Below are 21,458 nucleotides of genomic sequence, written 5' to 3'. Positions count from 1 at the left end.
TCCCGGTCTGAAGGGGTTCGCGGGTTCGAGGGTTCGAGGGGCGGCGGGCCTCAGTGGCCCGTCTCGCCGCCGTTGTCCCTGCGGTCGAGGGAGCGCTGGAGCGCGGCGGCGGCGTTCTTGCGGTCGGACTCGCTGCTCGAACGGGAGTGGTGACGGACTCGGCGGACGGTCGTCTCGGCCATGATGATGCGACTCCTTACCTTCCGTCGCCCGCGCGGGGGCGGCCGGAAGAGCGGTGAGGTCTTTACGAGACGCCGGAAGGGGCGGGGAGCGGTGCCGCAGGGGTTGCCTGCCAGGGGCTCCGGCTCACGACCGCCATTCGCTGGGTCGAGCGAAAACGTTCGGCTCCTACCAAGCTAGGCGAGGACCGGGCTTCTGTCTCTACAATTACTCGGACTTCCTACTATCTGAGACGGTGGACCGCGTCACACCGCTCCCACCAGGGACGACAGTTGACGCCTCGCCGGGAGCGGCTCCGGAAGCGGCCTCGCGCGCCTCGCCGGGCGCGGCCCCGGGCGCGGCTTCGGAAGCGGCCTCGCGCGCTTCGCCGGGAGCGGCCTCACGCCCCACGCCAGGAGCGGCCTCACGTGCCACGCCGGGAGCGCCCGTGTCCGCCGCGGTCCGGGGAGCGAGTGTGCGTGCCGCGTCCCCCGCCGAGGGGTGCAGCCGCAGGGCGCCCGCGGCCGGCAGCAGGCACAGCGCGCCGAGCAACCCGAAGGCGACGGCGTACGCCGGCCGGCCGCCGCCCGTCAGGGCCGCTCCCCCGCGCAGCGCCACGGTGGCGACGGCGACGCCGAGTCCGGCGGCCAGTTGGTGCGAGGTCGCGAAGAGGGCGTTGGCGTCCCGCATCCGCTCCTCGCCGGTCTCGCTGAACGCGATGGTCGCGTAGCCGCTCAGCCCGACCGAACGGACGACACCGCCGGCCGCCGCCACGACGGCGATGACCGCGACGGGTGTCGCGGCGGTGAACAGGGCGCAGGCCGCCGTGGTGACCGCGAGGCCGAGGGTGGAGACGAGCAGCAGCGGCCGGAACCCGAACCGGTTGATCAGATAGGTGGTGGCCGGCTTGACGCCGATGTTGCCGGCGAACACGAACAGCACCACGGCGCCCGACTTCACCGCGCTCCAGCCGAACACCTCCTGGAAGAGCAGGGGCAGCAGGAAGGGGACGGCGGAGACGACGGCCATGCTCACGGCGCCGTCGAGCGCCGCCACCCGGAAGGAGGGCACGTCCAGGGTGCGCAGGTTGACCAGCGGACGCGGGGCGCGCAGCAGATGCCGTACGGCCGCCGCGAGGGCCACGACCGCCACGGCGCCGCTCACCGCGGCCCCGGCCGGACCGGCGCCGGTCTCGGCGACGAGGTGCGCGGTCCAGGTCAGGGCGGCGAGACCGGTGCCGGCGAGCAGCATGCCGGGCACGTCGAGCGGCGGCGCGCCGCCGGGTGTGCCGGGCGCGATGAGCCGGCGGGCGACGAGCAGGGCGACGACCCCGAGCGGCACGTTCAGCAGGAAGATCCAGTGCCAGGAGGCATACGTCGTGATCACTCCGCCGAGCAGCGGCGCGACGACCGGGGCGGCGAGGCCCGGCCACACGATGTAGGCGACGGCGCGCGGCAGGTCCTGCTTGGCGATGCCGGAGACGACGACGAGCCGGCCGACCGGCACCATCATCGCGCCGCCCGCGCCCTGGAGGACCCGGGTCGCCACGAGGACGCCGAGACCCGGGGCCACGGCGCAGCCGAGGGAGGCGAGGGTGAACACGGTGATCGCGGCGAGGAAGACCCGGCGCGGGCCGAAGCGGGCGGTGAGCCAGCCGGAGAGGGGGACGAGGACGGCGAGGGTGACGAGGTAGGCCGTGATGATCAGGCCGACCGAGGCGGGGGTGGTGTGCAGGTCGCCCGCTATCCGGGGAGCGGCGGTCGACACGATCGTGCCGTCCAGCATCTCCATGAAGAAGCAGCCCGCGACCAGGAGCGCGGTGCCGCGCTGACGCGAATTCATCATGGGTCCAGACTCGGGGCGCCCATTGCTGCACACAAGGTCCGATTGCTTCACTTAGCCTTGCGTCTCATGCAGCAATCGCGATCGGCGCCCCCTCCGTCCGACGAGCGGGCGCCCCTCCCGGACATGAACCTGCTCCCGGCGCTCGACGCCCTGCTGCGGGCGGGCAGCGTGGCGGGCGCGGCGGCCGAGCTGCGCGTGTCCCCCTCGGCGATGAGCCGCACCCTGGGCCGGCTGCGCCGGGTGGTCGGCGATCCGCTTCTCGTCCCGTCCGGCCGGGGTCTGACCCTGACCCCGGCGGCGCACGCGATGCGGCCCGGGGTACAGGCGGCGCTCGCCGCGGCGGTGGCCGCGCTGCACCCGCCCCGGGACGTCGAACTCGCCACGCTGGAGCGGGAGTTCCGGATCCGTACGAACGACGGGATCGCCATGTCGCTGGGCGCCCCGCTGCTGGAGCTGGCGGCGCGCGAGGCACCCGGCGTACGGCTGCGGCTGCTTCCGGAGGGCGACGAGGACCCGGCGGACCTGCGCACCCATGTCGACCTGGACGTGGGCGAGTTGCCGGAGCCGTTGCCGCACGACGTGCGCAGCGCCATCCTGCACGTGCACCGGTACGTGGCCGTCGCGCGCGCCGACGCCCCTTTCGCGCGCGGCCCGTTGACGCCGGAGTCCTTCGCGTCGCTCCCCCACATCACCGTCACCCGGCGTGGCCGCACGCGCAGCGTGGTGGACGACCGGCTCGCCGAACTCGGCCTGAAGCGCGACGTCCTGGCCACCGCTCCCACCTACGGCGCGGCCTGCTTCTTCGCCCTGCGCACCGACGCGCTGGCGCTGGTCCCGGTCGAGGTCGCGACGGAGGCGGCCCGGACGATGCCGCTCGCCGTCCTGGAGATCCCGCTGGACCTGCCGCGCGTGACGGCGGCGCAGGCGTGGCACGTACGGCTGGACTCGGACCCGGCGCACCGGTGGCTGCGGCGGTCCTTCGCCCAGCTGGCGGCGGAGTTCGGCCCCGCCTGACCGGCGGCACCCCCGCCGGGGGACCCACTCGTCCAGGAGACCGCGCCGGTCAGAGCACGTCGCCGTCGCGCCAGTCGAAGACCAGCTCGTGCGCCGGGTCGAGGGTGCCGAGGGCGGGGGTGGGGCGCAGGAAGGTGGTGCCCTCCTCCTCGGGGAGGCGGATCACGCCGTCCGGGGCGAGGGCGCAGACACGGCCGGGCCACAGGTGCCAGCCGCGCGCCGTGTAGAGGGCGGCGCCGTCCTCGCTGGCGGAGAGCGCGCCGAGCGGGTAGGCGCCCTCGATGACCCGCTCCACCTCGGCCATCACGCGCCCGCCGAGGCCCGTACGGCGCGCGTCGGCGCGGACGCCGACGGCCTCCACGTAGCCGACGCGCAGCGAGCGTCCGGCGTGCAGGACGCGGCGCTGGATCACCGAGCCGTGTCCGGCGAGGCCCTGGTCGTCGTGGACGAGGACGTGCAGGCCGCCCAGCGCGTGGTCCCAGTCCTCGTCGCGGAAGTCGCCGTCGAAGGCGTCCTCCAGGAGGGTGCGGGCGGCGCTGAGTTCGGCGGGGGCGAGGTCCGCGGTGTGGGCGGTCCGCAGTCGGATGGCCATGCGGCCAGTATTCACACGACGGCGGTCGTCGGCCCCCCCCTTGCCACATAGTTCACAACGGCACCGGGTTCACAGCCGGCCCGTGCCGCCGCGTTCCGACGCCCGGGCATGGAACCGCCCCCGTCCACGGACGGGGGAGACCGTGGGCGGGGGCGGAGTCGGTGACGGGGTGTCAGCCCATGTGCGGGTAGCCGTAGTCGGTCGGCGGGACCAGCGTCTCCTTGATGGCGCGGGTCAGCGTCCAGCGCATCAGGTTCTGCGGGGCGCCGGCCTTGTCGTTGGTGCCGGAGGACCGGCCGCCGCCGAAGGGCTGCTGGCCGACGACGGCGCCGGTCGACTTGTCGTTGATGTAGAAGTTGCCGGCGGCGTAGCGGAGCTTGTCCATCGTGTACGCGGCGGCGGCGCGGTCACCCGCGATGACCGAGCCGGTGAGCGCGTAGTCGGACGCGGACTCCATCTGGGTCAGCATCGCGTCGTACGCGTCGTCCTCGTAGACGTGGACGGCGAGGAAGGGGCCGAAGTACTCGGTCTTGAAGACCTCGTTCTCCGGGTCGGAGCACTCCACCACGGTCGGGCGCACGAAGTAGCCGACGGAGTCGTCGTAGGAGCCGCCCGCGACGATCGTGCAGGCCGGGTCGGACTTGGCGCGGTCGATGGCCGCCTTGTTCTTGGCGAACGCGCGCTCGTCGATGACCGCGCCCATGAAGTTCGACAGGTCGGTGACGTCACCCATGGTCAGGTAGTCGACCTCGGCCGCGAACTCCTCCTTGAAGCCGGAGTTCCAGATGGAGGCCGGGATGTAGGCGCGGGAGGTCGCCGAGCACTTCTGGCCCTGGTACTCGAAGGCACCGCGGGTCAGCGCGGTCTTGAGGACGGCGCGGTCGGCCGAGGGGTGGGCGACGAGGAAGTCCTTGCCGCCGGTCTCGCCGACGAGACGCGGGTAGGCGCGGTACTTCTCGATGTTGTTGCCGACCGTCTTCCACAGGTACTGGAAGGTCTTGGTCGAGCCGGTGAAGTGGATGCCCGCGAGGTCGCGGTGGACCAGGGCGACCTCGGAGACGGCGACGCCGTCACCGGTGACGAGGTTGATGACGCCCTTGGGCAGGCCGGCCTCCTCCAGGAGCCGCATGAGCAGCACGGCGGCGTGGGTCTGCGTCGGGGACGGCTTCCAGACGACGACGTTGCCCATGAGCGCCGGAGCGGTGGGCAGGTTGCCCGCGATGGCCGTGAAGTTGAAGGGCGTGATCGCGTAGACGAAGCCCTCCAGCGGACGGTGGTCGAGGCGGTTCCAGACGCCCGGCGAGTTGGCCGGGGGCTGCTCGGCCAGCAGGTCGCGGGCGTACTTGACGTTGAAGCGCCAGAAGTCGACCAGCTCGCAGGGGGTGTCGATCTCGGCCTGCTGGGCGGTCTTCGACTGGCCGAGCATGGTGGAGGCGGCCAGCGTCTCGCGCCAGGGGCCGGCCAGCAGCTCGGCGGCGCGCAGGATGATCGCGGCGCGGTCGTCGAAGGACATGGCGCGCCAGGCCGGGGCGGCGGCGAGGGCGGCGTCGATCGCGTCCTGGGCGTCCTGGGCGGTGGCGTGCGCGCCGGTGCCGATGACGGCCTTGTGGTTGTGCGGCTGCACGACCTCGAAGCGCTCACCGCCGCCGAGCCGCTTCTCGCCGCCGATGGTCATCGACAGCTCGATCGGGTTCTCGGCCAGCTCCTTGAGCTTGGCCTCCAGACGGGCGCGCTCGGGCGAGCCGGGGGCGTAGCCGTGCACCGGCTCGTTGACGGGGGCGGGGACCTGGGTCACAGCGTCCATGGGTTCCGTAACTCCTTGAGTCGGGCGGGTGTTTCGGGATGTCAAGCCGTGGGGCTCAGGCCGGTTCTCAGCCCTTGGTGATCCGTGCGGCGGCCATCGGTCAGCCCTTGGTGAGGATCGAGCGCGCGAAGAAGAGCAGGTTGGCCGGCTTCTCCGCGAGGCGGCGCATGAAGTAGCCGTACCAGTCGGTGCCGTACGCCGTGTAGACGCGCATGCGGTGGCCCTCGGCGGCGAGCCGCAGGTGCTCGTCGCCGCGGATGCCGTAGAGCATCTGGAACTCGTACTCGTCCAGTTTGCGCCCGGCCCGGCGGGCCAGCTCCTGGGCGATGGAGATGATCCGGGGGTCGTGGGACCCGATCATCGGGTACCCCTCGCCCTCCATGAGGATCTTCAGGATCCGCACGTACGCCTTGTCGGTCTCGGCCTTCTGCTGGTAGGCGACCTCGGCGGGCTCCTTGTAGGCGCCCTTGACCAGGCGGACGCGGCTGCCGTTCTCGGCGAGGCGGCGGGCGTCGGCCTCGGTGCGGAACAGGTAGGCCTGGATCACACAGCCGGTCTGCGGGAAGTCCTTCCGCAGCTCCTCGTGGATGGCGAACATCGAGTCGAGGGTGGTGTGGTCCTCGGCGTCCAGCGTGACGGTGGTGCCGATGGCGGCGGCGGCCTCGACGACCGGGCGGACGTTGGCGAGGGCCAGCTCGTGGCCGCCCTCCAGCGCCTGGCCGAACATGGAGAGCTTGACGGACATCTCGGCGCGGGTGCCGAGGTCCAGCTCCCTGAGGCGGTCGATGAGCGCCAGGTAGGCGTCCCGGGCGGCGGCGGCCTGCTCGGGGGTGGTGATGTCCTCACCGACGACGTCCATGGTGAGTTCCAGGCCCTTGGCCGTCAGGTCCTCGATGATCGGGACGACCTGGTCGACGGTCTCACCGGGGATGAAGCGGTCCACGACCGGCTTGGTCACCGGGGCGGCCGAGATCAGACGGCGCATCTTGTCGCTGCGCGAGGCGGCGAGAATCACGGGACCCAGCACGGGGCACCTCCACAACAAGGCCAGCAGGAGGCCGAATCCCGACGATTCGGGTACGGCACGGAGAACCACCGTGAAACCTAGGGATCTCTTCGATCCTGGGCCATCGACACCTGTCACGCATCTGTTCCCCGGATCTCAGACAGATGTATGAAGGGCTCGCTGAAATGCGGGAGAATGCCCGGGTGAGCGGTGAATACAGAGGCGACTACCAGGAGCTGGTCGACGAGATCTCGGCACTCCTCGGCGTCCCCGCGACGCTGGAGAACCGTGATTTCGAGCTGATCGCCTTCGGGGCGTACGACAGCGAGGGCGACCTCGATCCGTCGGCGCTGGACCCGGTGCGCACCCGCTCGATCCTGACCCGGCGTTCCACCACGGCGGTCCGGACCTGGTTCGAGGGCTTCGGCATCACCCGCGCCTCGGCGCCGGTCCGCATCCCGCCGACCCCGGAGGCGGGCGTGTACCGGGGCCGGATCTGTCTGCCGGTACGCCATCGGGGTGTCGTCCTCGGCTATGTCTGGCTGCTCGACGACGACCCGGGCCCCACGGACACCCAGTTGGCCGCCGCCATGGAGGTGACCTCCCGGATCGGCGCCCTGCTCGCGGACGAGGCGCAGGCGGGCGCGGACCTCACCCGGGAGCTGCGGGCGGTGCTGACCGCCGAGCGCGGCTGGCAGCGCGACATGGCGGTGGCGGAGCTGCGGACGGCGCTGGGGCCGCGCGGGGAGGGCCTGCACGCGGTGGTGTGCGTGGCGCCGTGGCCCTCGGCCGACCCGGACGACGCCCCCTCGGCGCGTACGGTGCCCGGCGCGACCGCCCTGTGCACCGTCCCGTGGGGCACCACCGCCCAGAGCCTCGCGCTGCTGGTACGGCTGCGCTCGGCGGACGCCCTGGCCCCGGCGCTGACGGCGGCCACCCGTTTCGTACGGGAGGCGGGCGCCGGACCGGGCGGCGGAGGCGGCACCAAGAACTCCCCCGGCGGGCCTGCGGCGGCCGGGACCTCCCCGGGCGGGCCGGCGGCGGCCGGGGTCTCCGGGGCGCGGGCCGGGCTCGGCGAGCTGGGGGCGGCCTGGCTGGAGGCGGCCTCCGCGGCACGGGCGGTGCTGGCCGAACCCAGGCTCGGGCCGGTCGCCGAGTGGGGGGCCATCGGACCGTACCGGCTGCTCACCGCGCTGCCCCCGGAGGCGGCCCACGACCCGGTGGTCCGCACCCTGTTGGCCCCGGCCCACCGCGAACTGGCCCGCACCGCCGAGGCGTTCCTCGACCTCGCGGGCCAGGCGGGCCGCACGGCAGCCGAGTTGGGCATCCACCGCCAGACCCTCTACTACCGCCTGTCCCGCGTCGAACAGCTCACGGGCCTGGACCTGGACGACGGCGAGGACCGCCTCCTCCTCCACATGACCCTCAAGGGGGCGCGGCTGTAGGACGCCCTCAGCTCCCGGCCTTCGCCGCCCCCTCGATCACCCGGCGCAGGCCCTCCGTCAGCTGGGTGGCGTCCGTCGCCGAGGCCGGGTCGAAGAGCCATTGGACGCTGAGGCCGTTGAGCAGGACCTGGTAGAAGCCGCCGAGCGTGCGCAGGGTGGTGTCGTCCACGTCGGCCTCCGTGCCGCCGGCCAGCAGCGGGACGAGTCCGCGGCGGCCCTCGTCCGAGGCCTTCGCCAGGTGCTCGCGGACCGTGGGCAGCCGGTCGGAGTTGGTGATCACCTCGAAGGTGAGCAGCCAGATGGGGCGCTCCCGGACGAAGGACCGGGTGATGCTCTCCCAGGCCTCCTGGAACCGCTCCAGGGAGCCGGGCGCGCTCGCCGTGTCGGTCCTCGCGAACGCCCCGAACGTGTCCCCGATGTTGGCGATGAGATCCACGTACGCGGTCGCGAGGAGCGCGTCCTTCGAGCCGTAGTGGTAGCCGATGGACGCCAGGTTCGTCCCCGACTCCTTGACGATGTCGCGCGCCGTCGTGCGCACGAAGCCCTTCTCCAGCAGGCAGCGCTTCGCGCCTTCGAGCAGATCCTCACGGTGTCCCATGCGACCCAGCCTACCGCGATTCAGACAACCGTCCTATACCGGCGTCACAGACGAACGTTTTATACAGCCGTACTAGACAAGCGTTTATGACGTCCGTACAGTCCCTGTCATGACGAACCCGACGAGCACGACTCCCGCCCCCGGCGCCTCAGGTGCCCGGGCCGGCCGCCGCGAGTGGACCGCCCTCGGCGTGCTGATGCTTCCGCTGCTCCTGGTCTCCATGGACGTCTCCGTGCTGTACTTCGCGATCCCCGCGATCAGCGCGGACCTGCGGCCGAGCGGCACCCAGCAGCTCTGGATCTTCGACATCTACGCGTTCGTACTGGCCGGCCTGCTGATGACCATGGGCTCGCTGGGCGACCGCATAGGGCGCCGCCGGCTGCTGCTGATCGGCGCCGCCGCCTTCGGCACCGCCTCCGCCCTCGCCGCCTACGCGGACAGCGCCGGGACCCTCATCGCCGCCCGCGCGCTCCTCGGGGTCGGCGGCGCCACCCTGATGCCGTCCACCATGGCGATCGTCCGCACGATGTTCACCGACCCCGGGCAGCGCGCGAAGGCGATCGGCCTGTGGTCGGCCGTCATGACCGGCGGGATCGCGCTCGGCTCGGTGATGAGCGGCGTCCTCGTCCAGTACTTCTGGTGGGGCTCGGTCTTCCTGGTCAACCTGCCCGCGATGGTCCTGCTGCTGGCCCTCGGCCCGTTCCTGCTGCCGGAGTCGCGGAACCCGGAGCCCGGCCGCTTCGACCTGCTCAGCGTGCCGCTGTCGATGGCCGCCGTCCTGCCGGTGATCTACGGCATCAAGGAGATCCCCTCCGAGGGATGGAACGTGCGGTACGTCGTCTCGGTCACCGTCGGCCTGCTGTTCGCCGCGCTCTTCGTGCACCGTCAGCGCACCGCGCGGTCCCCGCTGATCTCCCCCGCGCTCTTCCGGGGCCGGGGATTCGCCCCCGCCGTCGTCCTCAACCTGGTCTCCTCGTTCGGCATGATGGGCTCGGCGTTCTTCACCACGCAGTACCTCCAGTCGGTACTGGGCAAGAGCTCCATGTCCGCCGCCCTGTGGTCGCTGCTGCCCACCGTCCTGGTCGGTGTGGCCGCGCCGGTCGCCGCCCAACTGGTCGACAAGGGCGTGCACCGTGCCCATGTCGTCGCCGGGGGCTTCGCCGTCGCCGCCGGCGGATACGCGCTGCTGGCCCTCGCCGGAACCGACTCGCTCTGGCTGGTCCTGGCCGGCGCCGGCATCCTCGCCGCCGGGATCGTCACGGTGATGTCCCAGATGATGGACCTGGCGCTCGGCACCGTCCCGGTCGGCAACTCCGGCTCCGCCGCCTCCCTGCTGGAGACGGGTGCCGAGTTCGGCGGCGCCCTCGGCATGGCCGTCCTCGGCTCCATCGGCACCGCCGTCTACCGCCACGACATCCCGGCCGGCGCCCCGGCCGCGGCCCACGAGACGCTGGGCGGGGCACTCGCCGTCGCGGGACACCTGCCGGGCGACGCGGGCCGGGCCCTCGCCTCCACCGCGCGGGAGGCCTTCACCCACGGCATGCAGGCGGCGGCCGTGGCGGGAGCGGTACTGCTGCTGGCCGCCGCTCTCCTCGCCGAGACGACCCTGCGCCGGGTCGCGGTGCGTGCGGCGGGGGCCGGTGAGACAGCAGCCCGCCCGACGAGGGCCGGTGAGACAGCAGCCCGCCCGACGGGCGCCGGAGAGACAGCAGCCCGCCCGACGGGCGCCGGAGAAGCTGCCGCCGAAGAGGCGACCGCCTGAGCGTCCGGTGCCGGGCCCGGGCCGGGCGCCGCACGCCCCCTCCGCCGGGTGGGGCCGGACCCCTCCGGCCCCACCCGGCGTCGTCGTACTCCCCCGCTCCGGGCGGCGAGGAAAACTCGCCGGGCGTTGTCGGCGGGGCATGCCAGGATGGTCGGGTGACGCAGACATTCGGTACGCCGTTCATCGGCCGGGAGGACGAACTCGCCCGGCTCACCGGCGTGCTGGAGCGGGCCACGGCCGGCGACCCGCGCGCCGTGCTGCTCGCCGGGGACGCCGGAGTGGGCAAGACCCGCACCCTGACGGAGGCCGCCGCGCACGCCACCGCCGCCGGCATGACCGTCCTGACCGGCCACTGCGTGGACCTCGGTGACGTCGGCCTGCCGTACCTGCCGTTCACGGAGATCCTCGGCGCCGCCGCGGCCGACGAGCGGCTCGCCCCCGCCTTCACCGCGCACCCGGCGGTGGACCGCCTGATCGGCCGGGCGGGCGGAGCCGGCAGCACGCCGGACGCCGGCAGCCGCCTCCAGCTCTTCGAGGGCATCGCCGGACTCCTCGCCGACCTCGCCGACCTGACCCCCCTGCTGCTCGTCCTCGAAGACCTGCACTGGGCCGACCAGTCCTCCCGCGACCTGCTGCGCTTCCTGCTCAGCCGGGGCGTTCTCCAGCGCCCCTCCCCCGGCGGCCCGCCCCGCCGCCTCGCGGTCTTCGCCTCGTACCGCGCGGACGACCTGCACCGCCGCCACCCGCTGCGCCCGCTGCTCGCCGAGCTGATCCGGTTGCCCCCCGTCGACCGGCTGGAGCTGCGCCCGCTGGCCGACGCGGACGTGGCCCGGCTGGTGCGCGCGCTGCGCACCGGCCCCGTCTCCGACAGCACGGTCCGCCGGATCGTCGCCGGCGCGGAGGGAAACGCCTTCTACGCCGAGGAGTTGCTCGCCGCCCTGCCCGGGGACGACGCGGACGGCTCCCCCGCCATGCCCAGCGGTCTCGCCGACGTCCTGCTCATCCGCATCGAGCAACTCTCCGAGACCGCCCAGCAGGTGCTGCGCACGGCGGCCGTCGCGGGGCGCCGCGTCGGGCACGACCTGCTGCGTGACGCCGTACAACTGCCGGAGGAGGAGCTGGAGTCGGCGCTGCGCGAGGCGGTCGGACGCCAGCTCCTGCTGCCGGGCGACGACGCGACGTACTCGTTCCGGCACGCCCTCATCCGCGAGGCCGTGTACGCGGACCTGCTGCCCGGCGAGCGGGTCCGGCTGCACGGGGTGTTCGCCAGACTCCTCGCCGCGGACGGCCGTTCGGGCGACAGTGCGGCGGAGCGCGCCCACCACTCGCGGGAGAGCCACGACCTGGCGGACGCGCTGGCCGCCTCCCTGGAAGCCGCCGACCACGCCCAGCGCGTGGGCGCGCCCGCCGAGGAGCTGCGCCACCTGGAGGCCGCGCTCGAACTGTGGGCGGTGGTGGACGCCTCCGCCCGCCCCGCCGGCGGCACGGTCGGTCTCACCCTGCGCGCCTCGGCCGCCGCCGCCCACGCCGGTGAACCCCATCGCGCCGTCCAGCTCACCCGCTCCGCGCTCGCCCGGGCCGGCGCGGACGCCGATTCCGAACTCGCCGCGCGGGTGCGCTACACCCTCGCGGGCAACCTGATGCGGATCGACAGCCTGGCGGACGCCTTCACCTACAGCAGCGAGGCCCTCGCCCTGATCCCGGCCGAGCCGCCCTCGTACACCTGGGTGTGGGCGGCGGCCACCCATGTCATGGCCGCGCGGTACGTGGGGCGCGACGAGGACGCGGAGCGGGTCGGCCGGCAGGCGCTGGAGATCGCCGAGCGGCTCCGGCTGGGCGATGCCCAGGCCGACTTGATGATCTCGCTGGTCGGCATGGAGGCGCACAACCGGCGGACCGGGCGGGGCCGGGAGCGGCTGTGCCGGGCCCGCGAGCTGGCCCGCGCCGCCGGGAACCTGCCGGTCGAGATGCGCGCCCTGTTCAACCTGGCCATCGGCTGTTACGAGTCCGGTGACCTGGACGAGTGCCTGACCTGGATCGGTGACGGCCTGGACCGCGCCCGCCGCGGCGGTCTCCTCTCCTCGCCGTACGCGCTGGAGCTGCGCTATCTGCAGTCCCTGCTCCTCTACACGCTGGGCCGCTGGGACGAGTGCGCGCGAGCGGCCGTCGCCGACGCCGAACTCCTGCCCGCGGCGGGCGGGTTCGCGACCGGGCCCGCGCTGTACGTCGCTCTGGCGCGCGGCGAGCAGGAGGCGGCGGTGGCCGGGGCCCGCGCGCTGCTCGACCGGCCCTTCGACTGGATGGCGACGCTCGTCGCGAGCGTCGTGCTGACCGACGCGGCGGCCCTGCGCGGCGACGCCGAGGACGCGGTCCGCCGGATGCGCGACTCGGTCGAGGCCCTCACGGACGCCTCGGGGGCCGACCGGCCCGACGTGGTGGTGCGGCTGGCCGCGCTCACACTGGCGGCGGTCGCGGACGCGGCGGAAGGGGCTCGCCGGTCCGGGGACTCGGCGGCGGCCGGACGCTGGGCCCAAACGGCCGCGGAGATGGTGGAGTTGGCCCGGCACACGGCCGACCGGGGCGAGGACGGCACCCGGCAGGGCCCGGAGGGACTGGCCTGGCTGGCGCGCGCGGAGGCCGAGGGGGTGCGGGCGGCCACCGGGCCGGACGTCGCCGCCTGGGAGCGGGCGGTCGCCGCGTTCGACTACGGCGACCCCTATGAGCTGGCCCGCTGCCGCGCCCGTCTCGCCGAGGCGCTGCTCACCGCCGACCGCCGCGAGGAGGCCGCCGAGCAGGCCCGCGCGGCCCGGGACAGCGCCGCGCGGCTGGGCGCGGTGCCGTTGCGCGAGGCGGTGGACGCGCTGATCCGGCGCGGCCGGCTCTCCGACGCGCCGGCGACTGGGGAGCGCATCGCGGCGCTGACCGCCCGGGAGAGCGATGTGCTCCGGCTGCTCGGCCGGGGGCGCACCAACCGGCAGATCGGCGAGGAGCTGTTCATCAGCGGGAAGACGGCGAGCGTCCACGTGTCGAACATCCTCGCCAAACTGGGCGCGGCGAGCCGCACGGAGGCGGTGGCGATCGCCTACCGGGAGGGCCTGATCGAACCGGAACAAAACGCACCGGCCTAGGCCCTGTCGTTTGGATCATGCGGCGGGACGCCGGGCCACTCACCCAGCGCCCCGGCCGGGCCACCGGCCGGACCCGTACACCCGCCGCGCGTACCGAACGCGTACACCCGCCCCGCGCCGGGCACGCCCGAGGGCCGGGCACCCGTAGGTGGCCCGGCCCTCGGCGTTGTCGGTGGGTCTTCCCGGGGAGACCCGGGGCGGGTCAGACCAGGTTGACGGAGCGGGCCGACGTCGCGCCGATCTCCTCGGCCACCTCGGTCAGGACGTTCTGCGGGACCGTGTCGTCGACGGTGAGGACCGCGAGGGCCTCGCCGCCGACGGCCGCGCGGGCGACCTGCATACCGGCGATGTTGATGCCGGACTCGCCGAGGATGCGGCCGACGGTGCCGACGACGCCGGGGCGGTCCTCGTAGCTCAGCACGACCATGTGGTCGGCGAGCGCGAGGTCCACGTCGTACTCCCCGACGGCGACGATCTTCTGGAGGTGCTTGGGGCCGGCCAGCGTGCCGGAGACCGAGACCTCCTGGCCGTCGCCGAGGGTGCCGCGGACCGTGACCACGTTGCGGTGGTCGGGCGACTCGGAGCTGGTGGTCAGCCGGACCTCGACGCCGCGCTCCTGGGCGAACAGCGGGGCGTTGACGTAGGAGACGGTCTCGTCGACGACGTCCTCGAACACGCCCTTGAGCGCGGAGAGTTCGAGCACCTTGACGTCGTGCTGGGTGATCTCGCCGTACACCTCGACGTCGAGGCGGACCGCGACCTCGCCCGCGAGGGCGGTGAAGATGCGGCCGAGCTTCTCGGCGAGCGGGAGACCGGGCTTGACGTCCTCGGCGATGACACCGCCCTGGACGTTGACCGCGTCCGGGACCAGCTCGCCGGCGAGGGCGAGGCGCACCGAGCGGGCGACGGAGATGCCGGCCTTCTCCTGGGCCTCGTCCGTGGAGGCGCCGAGGTGCGGGGTGCAGACGACCTCGTCCAGCTCGAAGAGCGGGGAGTCCGTGCAGGGCTCCTTGGCGTACACGTCGAGGCCGGCGCCGGCGACGCGGCCCTCCTTGAGCGCCGCGTACAGCGCCTCCTCGTCGACGATCCCGCCGCGCGCGGCGTTGACGATGCGCACGGTCGGCTTGACCTTGTGCAGCGCCTCGTCGCCGATCAGGCCGAGCGTCTCGGGGGTCTTCGGGAGGTGCACGGTGATGAAGTCCGCGACCTCCAGCAGCTCGTCCAGGGAGAGGACCTTCACGCCCATCTGCGCGGCCCGGGCGGGCTGCACGTAGGGGTCGTAGGCGACGACCTTCATGCCGAACGCGGACATGCGCTGGGCGACCAGCGCGCCGATCCGGCCGAGGCCGACGACACCGAGGGTCTTCTCGGCCAGCTCGACACCGGTGTACTTGCTGCGCTTCCACTCGCCGTTCTTCAGCGCCGTGTTGGCCTGCGGGATGTGGCGGGCGGTGGCGAGGAGGAGACCGCAGGCCAGCTCGGCGGCGGTCACGATGTTGGAGGTGGGGGCGTTGACCACCATCACGCCGGCCTTGGTGGCGGCGGAGACGTCGACGTTGTCCAGGCCGACGCCGGCTCGTGCGACGACCTTCAGCTTCTTGGCGGCGGCGACGGCCTCGGCGTCGACCTTGGTGGCCGAGCGGATGAGGATGGCGTCGACGTCGGCGATGGCGGGCAGCAGCTCGGCGCGGTCCGCGCCGTTCGCGTGCCGGATCTCGAAGTCCGGGCCCAGGGCGTCTACGGTCGCGGGCGACAGCTCTTCAGCGATGAGTACGACAGGTTTCGAGCTCACGTGAGTCCTCACAAGTCCAATGCGGACGGCCGTCCCGACGGCCGCAGGCGGTGGAGGGTTTATAGCGGCCCCCGGGGTGTGCCTGCACTTCTGAGGGGGTCGCTTGAGCCGCGTGGAAGACGCACGACGCTGTGGGCCTGACGCGTTGGTGATGTGCAGCAGTCTAGTGGCGCCGAAGCGGTCGTCCTGTGCCTTGGCGGAAGGATCACCCGTCCGTGGCTGGACGTGATGGACAACACCGCTGCCCCGGGGGTTACCCCTGGTTCGGCGAAGGGGCCGGAGCGTGCCGCCCCGGCCCCTTCCCGCGCGGCTTACGCCTCGTCGTCGTTCACCCACGACATGAGCTTGCGCAGCTCCTTGCCGGTGGTCTCCAGCAGGCTCTTCTCGTCCTGGCTCTTGTACTCGTTGTACTTCTTCAGGCCCGAGTGGTACTCGTCCATCCAGTTCTTGGCGAAGGTGCCGTCCTGGATCTCGGCGAGGACCTGCTTCATCTCGGCCTTGGTGGCGTCCGTGATGATGCGCGGGCCGGTGACGTAGTCGCCCCACTCGGCGGTCTCGGAGACCGACCAGCGCATCTTCTCCAGGCCGCCCTCGTACATCAGGTCGACGATGAGCTTCAGCTCGTGCAGGCACTCGAAGTACGCGATCTCCGGCTGGTAGCCGGCCTCGGTCAGCGTCTCGAAACCGGCCTTGACCAGGGCGGCGGTGCCACCGCAGAGGACGGCCTGCTCACCGAACAGGTCGGTCTCGGTCTCCTCGGTGAAAGTCGTCTTGATAACACCGGCGCGGGTGCCGCCGATGCCCTTGGCGTACGAGAGGGCGAGCTGGAAACCGTTGCCGGTCGCGTCCTGCTCGACGGCCGCGATGCAGGGAACGCCGCGGCCCTCCTCGTACTGGCGGCGCACGAGGTGGCCGGGGCCCTTGGGGGCGACCATGCAGACGTCGATGCCGGCCGGCGGCTTGATGAAGCCGTAGCGGATGTTCAGGCCGTGGCCGAAGAACAGCGCGTCGCCGTCCTTCAGGTTGTCCTTGATGGACTCCTCGTAGACCTGGGCCTGGATCGGGTCCGGCACCAGGATCATGATGACGTCGGCCTCGGCCGCGGCCTCCGACGGCGTCACCACGCGCAGGCCCTGCTCCTCGGCCTTCGCCTTGGACTTGGAGCCCTCGTGCAGACCGACGCGGACGTCGACACCCGAGTCGCGCAGCGACAGCGCGTGGGCGTGGCCCTGGCTGCCGTAGCCGATGACCGCGACCTTGCGGCCCTGGATGATGGACAGGTCGGCGTCGTCGTCGTAGAACAGCTCGGCCACTGGGGTTCTCCTTGTTATCCGGTATTGCGGGTGTTGCGCCGGTGTTGCGTCCCACCGTACGGCGGGCGGGGGAAGGGAAGTTCTCGGGTCTCGGTATACGGGCGGGCCGCGGGTGCCGCCCGCCCGTGTACCGGGCGGTGTGCCGGCTCAGGCGGAACGGTCGAGCGCGCGCAGCGACCGGTCGGTGATCGAACGCGCCCCGCGTCCGATCGCGATCGTGCCGGACTGGACCAGCTCCTTGATGCCGAACGGCTCCAGCATCTTGAGCATCGCCTCCAGCTTGTCGGCGCCGCCGGTGGCCTCGATGGTGACGGCCTCCGGGGAGACGTCGACGGTCTTGGCGCGGAAGAGCTGGACGATCTCGACGATCTGGGAGCGCGTCTCGTTGTCGGCGCGCACCTTCACCAGGACGAGTTCGCGCTGCACGGCGGAACCGGGCTCCAGCTCGACGATCTTCAGCACGTTGACGAGCTTGTTGAGCTGCTTGGTGACCTGTTCGAGCGGAAGGGCGTCGATCACGTTCACCACGATGGTGATGCGGGAGATCTCCGGGTGCTCGGTGACACCGACGGCGAGGGAGTCGATGTTGAAGCCGCGCCGGGAGAACAGGGCGGTGATCCGGGCGAGGACACCGGGCTTGTTCTCGACGAGGACGGAGAGGGTGTGCTTGCTCATGGGTCTGACTCGGCTCTCTCTCAGTCGTCTTCGTTGTCGCCGAAGTCGGGGCGGACGTCCCGGGCGAACATGACCTCGTCGTTGGAGGTGCCTGCGGCGACCATCGGCCACACCATCGCGTCCTCGTGGACGATGAAGTCGACCACGACCGGGCGGTCGTTGATCGAGTTCGCCTCCTCGATCACCTTGTCGAGGTCGTCCGGGGACTCGCAGCGGATCGCGTGGCAGCCCATGGCCTCCGACAGCTTGACGAAGTCGGGGACGCGGGTGCCGGCGCTCGGCTGCTTGCCGTCCGCGTCCGGGCCGCTGTGCAGCACGGTGTTGGAGTAGCGCTGGTTGTAGAAGAGGGTCTGCCACTGGCGGACCATCCCGAGGGCGCCGTTGTTGATGATGGCGACCTTGATCGGGATGTTGTTCAGGGCGCAGGTGGTGAGTTCCTGGTTGGTCATCTGGAAGCAGCCGTCGCCGTCGACCGCCCAGACGGTGCGGTCGGGCTGTCCCGCCTTGGCGCCCATCGCGGCCGGGACCGCGTAGCCCATCGTCCCGGCGCCGCCGGAGTTCAGCCAGGTCGCGGGCTGCTCGTACTGGATGTAGTGCGCGGCCCACATCTGGTGCTGGCCGACGCCCGCCGCGAAGATCGTTCCCTCCGGGGCGAGTTGGCCGATGCGCTCGATGACCTGCTGCGGGGAGAGCGAGCCGTTGTCGGGCTGCTCGTAGCCGAGCGGGTACGTCTCGCGCCAGCGGTCGAGGTCCTTCCACCAGGCGCTGTAGTCGCCGGTGTTGCCTTCGCTGTGCTCCTTCTGCACCGCCTGGACCAGGTCGGCGATGACCTCGCGGGCGTCACCGACGATCGGCACGTCGGCCGCGCGGTTCTTGCCGATCTCGGCCGGGTCGATGTCGGCGTGGACGATCTTCGCGTAGGGCGCGAAGCTGTCCAGCTTGCCGGTGACGCGGTCGTCGAAGCGGGCTCCGAGGGCGACGATCAGGTCGGCCTTCTGCAGCGCGGTGACGGCGGTGACCGAACCGTGCATGCCCGGCATTCCCACGTGCAGCGGGTGGCTGTCGGGGAACGCGCCGAGCGCCATCAGGGTGGTGGTGACGGGCGCTCCGGTGACTTCGGCGAGGACCTTCAGCTCGGCGGTGGCGTGCGCCTTGAGGACGCCGCCGCCGACGTACAGCACGGGCCGCTTGGCCTGGGTGAGCAGCTTGGCGGCCTCGCGGATCTGCTTGGCGTGCGGCTTGGTCACCGGACGGTATCCCGGCAGGTCGCTCTGCGGCGGCCAGGAGAACGTCGTCTGCGCCTGGAGCACGTCCTTCGGGATGTCGACCAGGACGGGGCCCGGGCGGCCGGTGGAGGCGATGTGGAAGGCCTCGGCGATGGCCTTGGGGATGTCCTCGGGCTTGGTGACCAGGAAGCTGTGCTTGGTGATCGGCATGGTGATGCCGACGATGTCCGCCTCCTGGAAGGCGTCCGTGCCGATCGCCTTGGTGACGACCTGGCCGGTGATGGCGACCAGCGGGACGGAGTCCATCATGGCGTCCGCGATCGGCGTCACCAGGTTCGTCGCGCCGGGGCCGGAGGTGGCCATGCAGACGCCGACCCGGCCGGTGGCCTGCGCGTAACCGGTGGCCGCGTGACCCGCACCCTGCTCGTGACGGACGAGCACGTGGCGCAGCCGGCTCGAGTCCATCATCGGGTCGTACGCCGGAAGGATCGTCCCGCCGGGGATACCGAATACGGTGTCGGCCCCGACCTCCTCGAGCGAGCGAATGAGGGACTTCGCACCCGTGACGTGCTCGACGGGGGCGGACTGCTGTCCTCCGGAACGGGGCCGCGGCTGCGGATGGTGGGCCCCGGTGGCCTGCTCGGTCATCGGCATTCTCTTCTCGATGCTGAGGGTTTTTGCGACTTTTGTGCGGTGTGCGTTTGCTGATCGAAAGGCGCTGGTGCAACAAAAAACCCCTCGTGCCGTGAGGCAAGCGAGGGGAGCGCGCCGGTGCGGTCGCTGGGTGTTCCGGATCCTCCGGTGACCACCTGGCTTCAGCCGACGCGCTTTCCAAGTACGAGAATTCGGGTGCGCATGGCATTGACCCTCCCCCCGGCACGCACCGACTGTCAAGTGGGTGGGACGGGAGTCTCATTATGTGAGCGCAGTGCCGTTCCACCCCCCAGGACGACCGGCATTCCCCCGGTGTAGACGGCCGCTCTGCCGCCCGCGAAGACGGGCTCCACCGGCCCGTCCGGTACGGGGAAATGGCCCGCGGAGAGCGCCCGGCGCAGCCGGTACTCGTCCAGCGGCCCGGAGAACGCCATGCCCTGGCCGTGGGTGCAGCCCATCGCCCGCAGCGCGACCACCTGCTCGGGGAGGTCCACCCCGTCCGCGACGGACTGCATCCCGAGGTCGGTGGCGATCCGCAGCAGCCCGCTGGTGATCTTGTGCAGCCGGGCGGACTCGACGACCCCCTCGATCAGGCCGCGGTCGAGCCGCAGGATGTCGACGGGGAGCCGGCGAAGCGCTGTGATCGCCGCGTAGCCGCTGCCGAAGCCGTCCAGGGCGATCCGGACCCCGAGGCGCCGCAGGGCGTTCAGACGGCGCTCCAGCTCGTCCAGCGGGACCCGTGGGTCGGTGTCGGACAGCTCGATGATCAGCCCGCCGGAGGCGAGCCCGTGCCGGGTGAGCAGGGACTCGACCGAGCCGAGCGGCATGGAGCGGTCCAGCAGCCGCCGGGCGGTCATCCGGACGACGACGGGCACCGCGATGCCCGCGGCGGTGCGCTCGGCCGCCTGGCCGACGGCCTCGTCCAGCATCCAGCGGCTCAGCTCGGCGGTCCGGTCGCTGTCCTCGGCGACCCGCAGGAACTCGGCGGGCGTGAACAGCACCCCCTGGGAGGAACGCCAGCGCGCCTGTGCGGTGACCGACGCGATCCGGCCGCTGTCCAGTGACACCACGGGCTGGTGCAGCAGGGCGAACTCGCCGTCCTGGAGCGCCGAACGCAGCCGGGTCGCCAGCTCCGCCTTGCGGACCACGTCCTGCTGCATCTGCGGCGCGTACAGCTCGACGCGGCCCTTGCCCGCCGCCTTGGCCCGGTACATCGCCAGGTCGGCGTTGCGCAGCAACTCGCCCGCGCCCAGGCCCGGTTCGGCGAACCCGACGCCGATGGAGGCGGCGACACGGACATCGTTGCCGTCGATGCAGTAGGGCTGGGAGAGTCTGATCCGCAGCCGGTCGGCCAGTTCCATTATCTGCTGCTCGCGGGCCGTGCGGTCCCGGCCGCCGTCGCCGACGATGAGCGCCGCGAACTCGTCCCCGCCGAGGCGGGCGGCGGTGTCGCCGTGCCGGACGGAGTCCTGGAGCCGGCGGGCGGCCTGGACGAGCAGTTCGTCGCCCGCCTGGTGCCCGATCGTGTCGTTCACCGCCTTGAAGCCGTCGAGGTCGATGAACAGGACGGCGGTGCCCCGGTCGGAGGAGCGGCGCCCGGACAGGGCCTGCTGGACGCGCCGGGTGAACAGGGCGCGGTTGGGCAGGTCGGTGAGCGGGTCGTGCTCGGCGTTGTGCTGCAACTGCGCCTGGAGGCGGACGCGTTCGGTCACGTCACGGCTGTTGAAGATGAGGCCGCCGTGGTGCCGGTTGACGGTGGACTCCACGTTCAGCCAGCCGCCGTCGCCGGACCGGAACCGGCACTCGATCCGGGTGGTCGGCTCCTCCGCGTGGCTGGCGGCGAGGAACCGGCGCACCTCGTGGACCACGCAGCCGAGGTCCTCGGGGTGGATGAGGGAGGCCAGCTCGGAGCCGACGAGTTCCTCGGCGTCACGGCCGTAGACCCCGGCGGCGGCCGGGCTCACGTAGCGCAGCACGCCGTTCGGAGCGGCGATCATGATGACGTCGCTGGAGCCCTGCACCAGGGAGCGGAAGTGGTTCTCCTTCTGCGCCAGTTCCTGGGTGAGGGTGATGTTGTCGAGCAGCATGATGCCCTGGCGGACGACGAGGGCGAGGACGACGAGACCGGCGGTGATGAGCACCACGCGGTCCACCCTGCGCCCGTTCAGGATGTTGTAGAGGATCCCCAGCGTGCACACCGCGGCGGCGAGGTACGGCGTGAGCGCGGCGAGCGATCCGGCGATCGGACGCGAGAGCGGGTACCGGCCGTGGCCCGGTCCGTGCGGGGCGGGCTGCTGGGGGCCGTCCGGCTCCCGCCCGAGGGCGTGCTCCTGGGGAGCGGGCCGGCTCCGGCGCTCGCCGGGAGGCGGGCTCGCCGGGCCGGGGGCGCCGCGACCACCCTGCTGCGCTTCGCGACCGCCGGCTCCGTGGACGACGGCAAGTCCA

At 72.4% G+C, this 21,458-nt stretch carries 15 protein-coding genes; 4 read left to right on the top strand and 11 right to left on the bottom strand.

Features of this window, described 5'->3' with window-relative positions; genetic code table 11:
- Positions 1-50: 50 nt before the first annotated feature.
- The gene (locus AB0912_RS14530) at positions 51-182 is read right to left on the bottom strand and encodes a hypothetical protein (RefSeq protein WP_366699387.1); all 132 of its coding nucleotides are present in this window, start codon (positions 180-182) and stop codon (positions 51-53) included.
- Between the two features lie 205 nt (positions 183-387).
- Positions 388-2,004, bottom strand: coding sequence for an MFS transporter (locus tag AB0912_RS14525; RefSeq protein ID WP_366699385.1), 1,617 nt, complete (start codon positions 2,002-2,004; stop codon positions 388-390).
- Between the two features lie 66 nt (positions 2,005-2,070).
- On the opposite strand from AB0912_RS14525, the gene AB0912_RS14520 reads away from it, so the two are divergent.
- On the top strand, positions 2,071-3,018 hold the full coding sequence (locus tag AB0912_RS14520) for a LysR family transcriptional regulator (RefSeq protein WP_366699383.1): 948 nt from the start codon (positions 2,071-2,073) through the stop codon (positions 3,016-3,018).
- A gap of 49 nt (positions 3,019-3,067) precedes the next feature.
- Here the strand turns inward: AB0912_RS14520 and AB0912_RS14515 are convergent, their stop codons facing one another.
- The 3 genes from AB0912_RS14515 to AB0912_RS14505 all read right to left on the bottom strand — a co-directional run bounded on the left by AB0912_RS14515 (position 3,068) and on the right by AB0912_RS14505 (position 6,441).
- Positions 3,068-3,610 carry a GNAT family N-acetyltransferase gene (locus AB0912_RS14515; protein ID WP_366699381.1) on the bottom strand — a complete coding sequence of 181 codons (543 nt, stop codon included), beginning with the start codon at positions 3,608-3,610 and terminating at the stop codon, positions 3,068-3,070.
- Between the two features lie 172 nt (positions 3,611-3,782).
- The gene (gene pruA / locus AB0912_RS14510) at positions 3,783-5,414 is read right to left on the bottom strand and encodes an L-glutamate gamma-semialdehyde dehydrogenase (RefSeq protein WP_366699379.1); all 1,632 of its coding nucleotides are present in this window, start codon (positions 5,412-5,414) and stop codon (positions 3,783-3,785) included.
- Positions 5,415-5,514: 100 nt separating this feature from the next.
- Positions 5,515-6,441 (bottom strand): proline dehydrogenase family protein, encoded by a 927-nt coding sequence (locus AB0912_RS14505; RefSeq protein ID WP_366699377.1) that lies wholly within the window; start codon positions 6,439-6,441, stop codon positions 5,515-5,517.
- A 164-nt stretch (positions 6,442-6,605) separates the two neighbouring features.
- Between AB0912_RS14505 and AB0912_RS14500 the strand changes: the two genes are divergently transcribed.
- Positions 6,606-7,865 carry a helix-turn-helix domain-containing protein gene (locus tag AB0912_RS14500; RefSeq protein ID WP_366699375.1) on the top strand — a complete coding sequence of 420 codons (1,260 nt, stop codon included), beginning with the start codon at positions 6,606-6,608 and terminating at the stop codon, positions 7,863-7,865.
- 7 nt (positions 7,866-7,872) lie between these two features.
- On the opposite strand, the gene AB0912_RS14495 is transcribed toward AB0912_RS14500, so the two are convergent.
- Positions 7,873-8,463, bottom strand: a complete 591-nt coding sequence (locus AB0912_RS14495) for a TetR/AcrR family transcriptional regulator (protein WP_366699373.1) — start codon at positions 8,461-8,463, stop codon at positions 7,873-7,875.
- A gap of 109 nt (positions 8,464-8,572) precedes the next feature.
- Between AB0912_RS14495 and AB0912_RS14490 the strand changes: the two genes are divergently transcribed.
- Both AB0912_RS14490 and AB0912_RS14485 read left to right on the top strand, forming a co-directional pair.
- The gene (locus AB0912_RS14490; protein ID WP_366699371.1) at positions 8,573-10,225 is read left to right on the top strand and encodes an MFS transporter; all 1,653 of its coding nucleotides are present in this window, start codon (positions 8,573-8,575) and stop codon (positions 10,223-10,225) included.
- A gap of 155 nt (positions 10,226-10,380) precedes the next feature.
- Positions 10,381-13,353: an AAA family ATPase gene (locus tag AB0912_RS14485; RefSeq protein WP_366699369.1), complete on the top strand. Its 2,973-nt coding sequence runs from the start codon at positions 10,381-10,383 to the stop codon at positions 13,351-13,353.
- A 202-nt stretch (positions 13,354-13,555) separates the two neighbouring features.
- Here AB0912_RS14485 and serA read toward each other — a convergent pair whose 3' ends face one another.
- From serA to AB0912_RS14460, 5 genes are all read right to left on the bottom strand, one after another.
- Complete coding sequence (serA, locus tag AB0912_RS14480; protein ID WP_366699367.1) at positions 13,556-15,145, bottom strand: phosphoglycerate dehydrogenase; 1,590 nt, start codon at positions 15,143-15,145, stop codon at positions 13,556-13,558.
- A 311-nt stretch (positions 15,146-15,456) separates the two neighbouring features.
- Positions 15,457-16,458: a ketol-acid reductoisomerase gene (gene ilvC / locus AB0912_RS14475; protein ID WP_366699365.1), complete on the bottom strand. Its 1,002-nt coding sequence runs from the start codon at positions 16,456-16,458 to the stop codon at positions 15,457-15,459.
- Between the two features lie 147 nt (positions 16,459-16,605).
- Complete coding sequence (gene ilvN, locus AB0912_RS14470) at positions 16,606-17,133, bottom strand: acetolactate synthase small subunit (RefSeq protein WP_366699362.1); 528 nt, start codon at positions 17,131-17,133, stop codon at positions 16,606-16,608.
- Between the two features lie 20 nt (positions 17,134-17,153).
- Positions 17,154-19,007 carry an acetolactate synthase large subunit gene (locus tag AB0912_RS14465; protein ID WP_366699360.1) on the bottom strand — a complete coding sequence of 618 codons (1,854 nt, stop codon included), beginning with the start codon at positions 19,005-19,007 and terminating at the stop codon, positions 17,154-17,156.
- A gap of 242 nt (positions 19,008-19,249) precedes the next feature.
- A partial coding sequence (locus AB0912_RS14460; RefSeq protein WP_366699358.1) for an EAL domain-containing protein occupies positions 19,250-21,458 on the bottom strand: 2,209 nt, incomplete at its 5' end.

This window comes from Streptomyces sp. NPDC007084 (genome assembly GCF_040703595.1).
Classification (GTDB): domain Bacteria; phylum Actinomycetota; class Actinomycetes; order Streptomycetales; family Streptomycetaceae; genus Streptomyces.
Note: the sequence above shows the minus strand (reverse complement) of the source record. Positions and strands in the feature narration are given on the sequence as shown.

Excerpts from the sequence above, each read along its gene's own strand:
- AB0912_RS14530 (WP_366699387.1), bottom strand. The coding sequence starts at position 182 with ATGGCCGAGACGACCGTCCGCCGAGTCCGTCACCACTCCCGTTCGAGC.
- AB0912_RS14525 (WP_366699385.1), bottom strand. The coding sequence starts at position 2,004 with ATGATGAATTCGCGTCAGCGCGGCACCGCGCTCCTGGTCGCGGGCTGC.
- AB0912_RS14520 (WP_366699383.1), top strand. The coding sequence starts at position 2,071 with ATGCAGCAATCGCGATCGGCGCCCCCTCCGTCCGACGAGCGGGCGCCC.
- AB0912_RS14515 (WP_366699381.1), bottom strand. The coding sequence starts at position 3,610 with ATGGCCATCCGACTGCGGACCGCCCACACCGCGGACCTCGCCCCCGCC.
- pruA (WP_366699379.1), bottom strand. The coding sequence starts at position 5,414 with ATGGACGCTGTGACCCAGGTCCCCGCCCCCGTCAACGAGCCGGTGCAC.
- AB0912_RS14500 (WP_366699375.1), top strand. The coding sequence starts at position 6,606 with ATGCGGGAGAATGCCCGGGTGAGCGGTGAATACAGAGGCGACTACCAG.
- AB0912_RS14495 (WP_366699373.1), bottom strand. The coding sequence starts at position 8,463 with ATGGGACACCGTGAGGATCTGCTCGAAGGCGCGAAGCGCTGCCTGCTG.
- AB0912_RS14490 (WP_366699371.1), top strand. The coding sequence starts at position 8,573 with ATGACGAACCCGACGAGCACGACTCCCGCCCCCGGCGCCTCAGGTGCC.
- ilvN (WP_366699362.1), bottom strand. The coding sequence starts at position 17,133 with ATGAGCAAGCACACCCTCTCCGTCCTCGTCGAGAACAAGCCCGGTGTC.
- AB0912_RS14465 (WP_366699360.1), bottom strand. The coding sequence starts at position 19,007 with ATGACCGAGCAGGCCACCGGGGCCCACCATCCGCAGCCGCGGCCCCGT.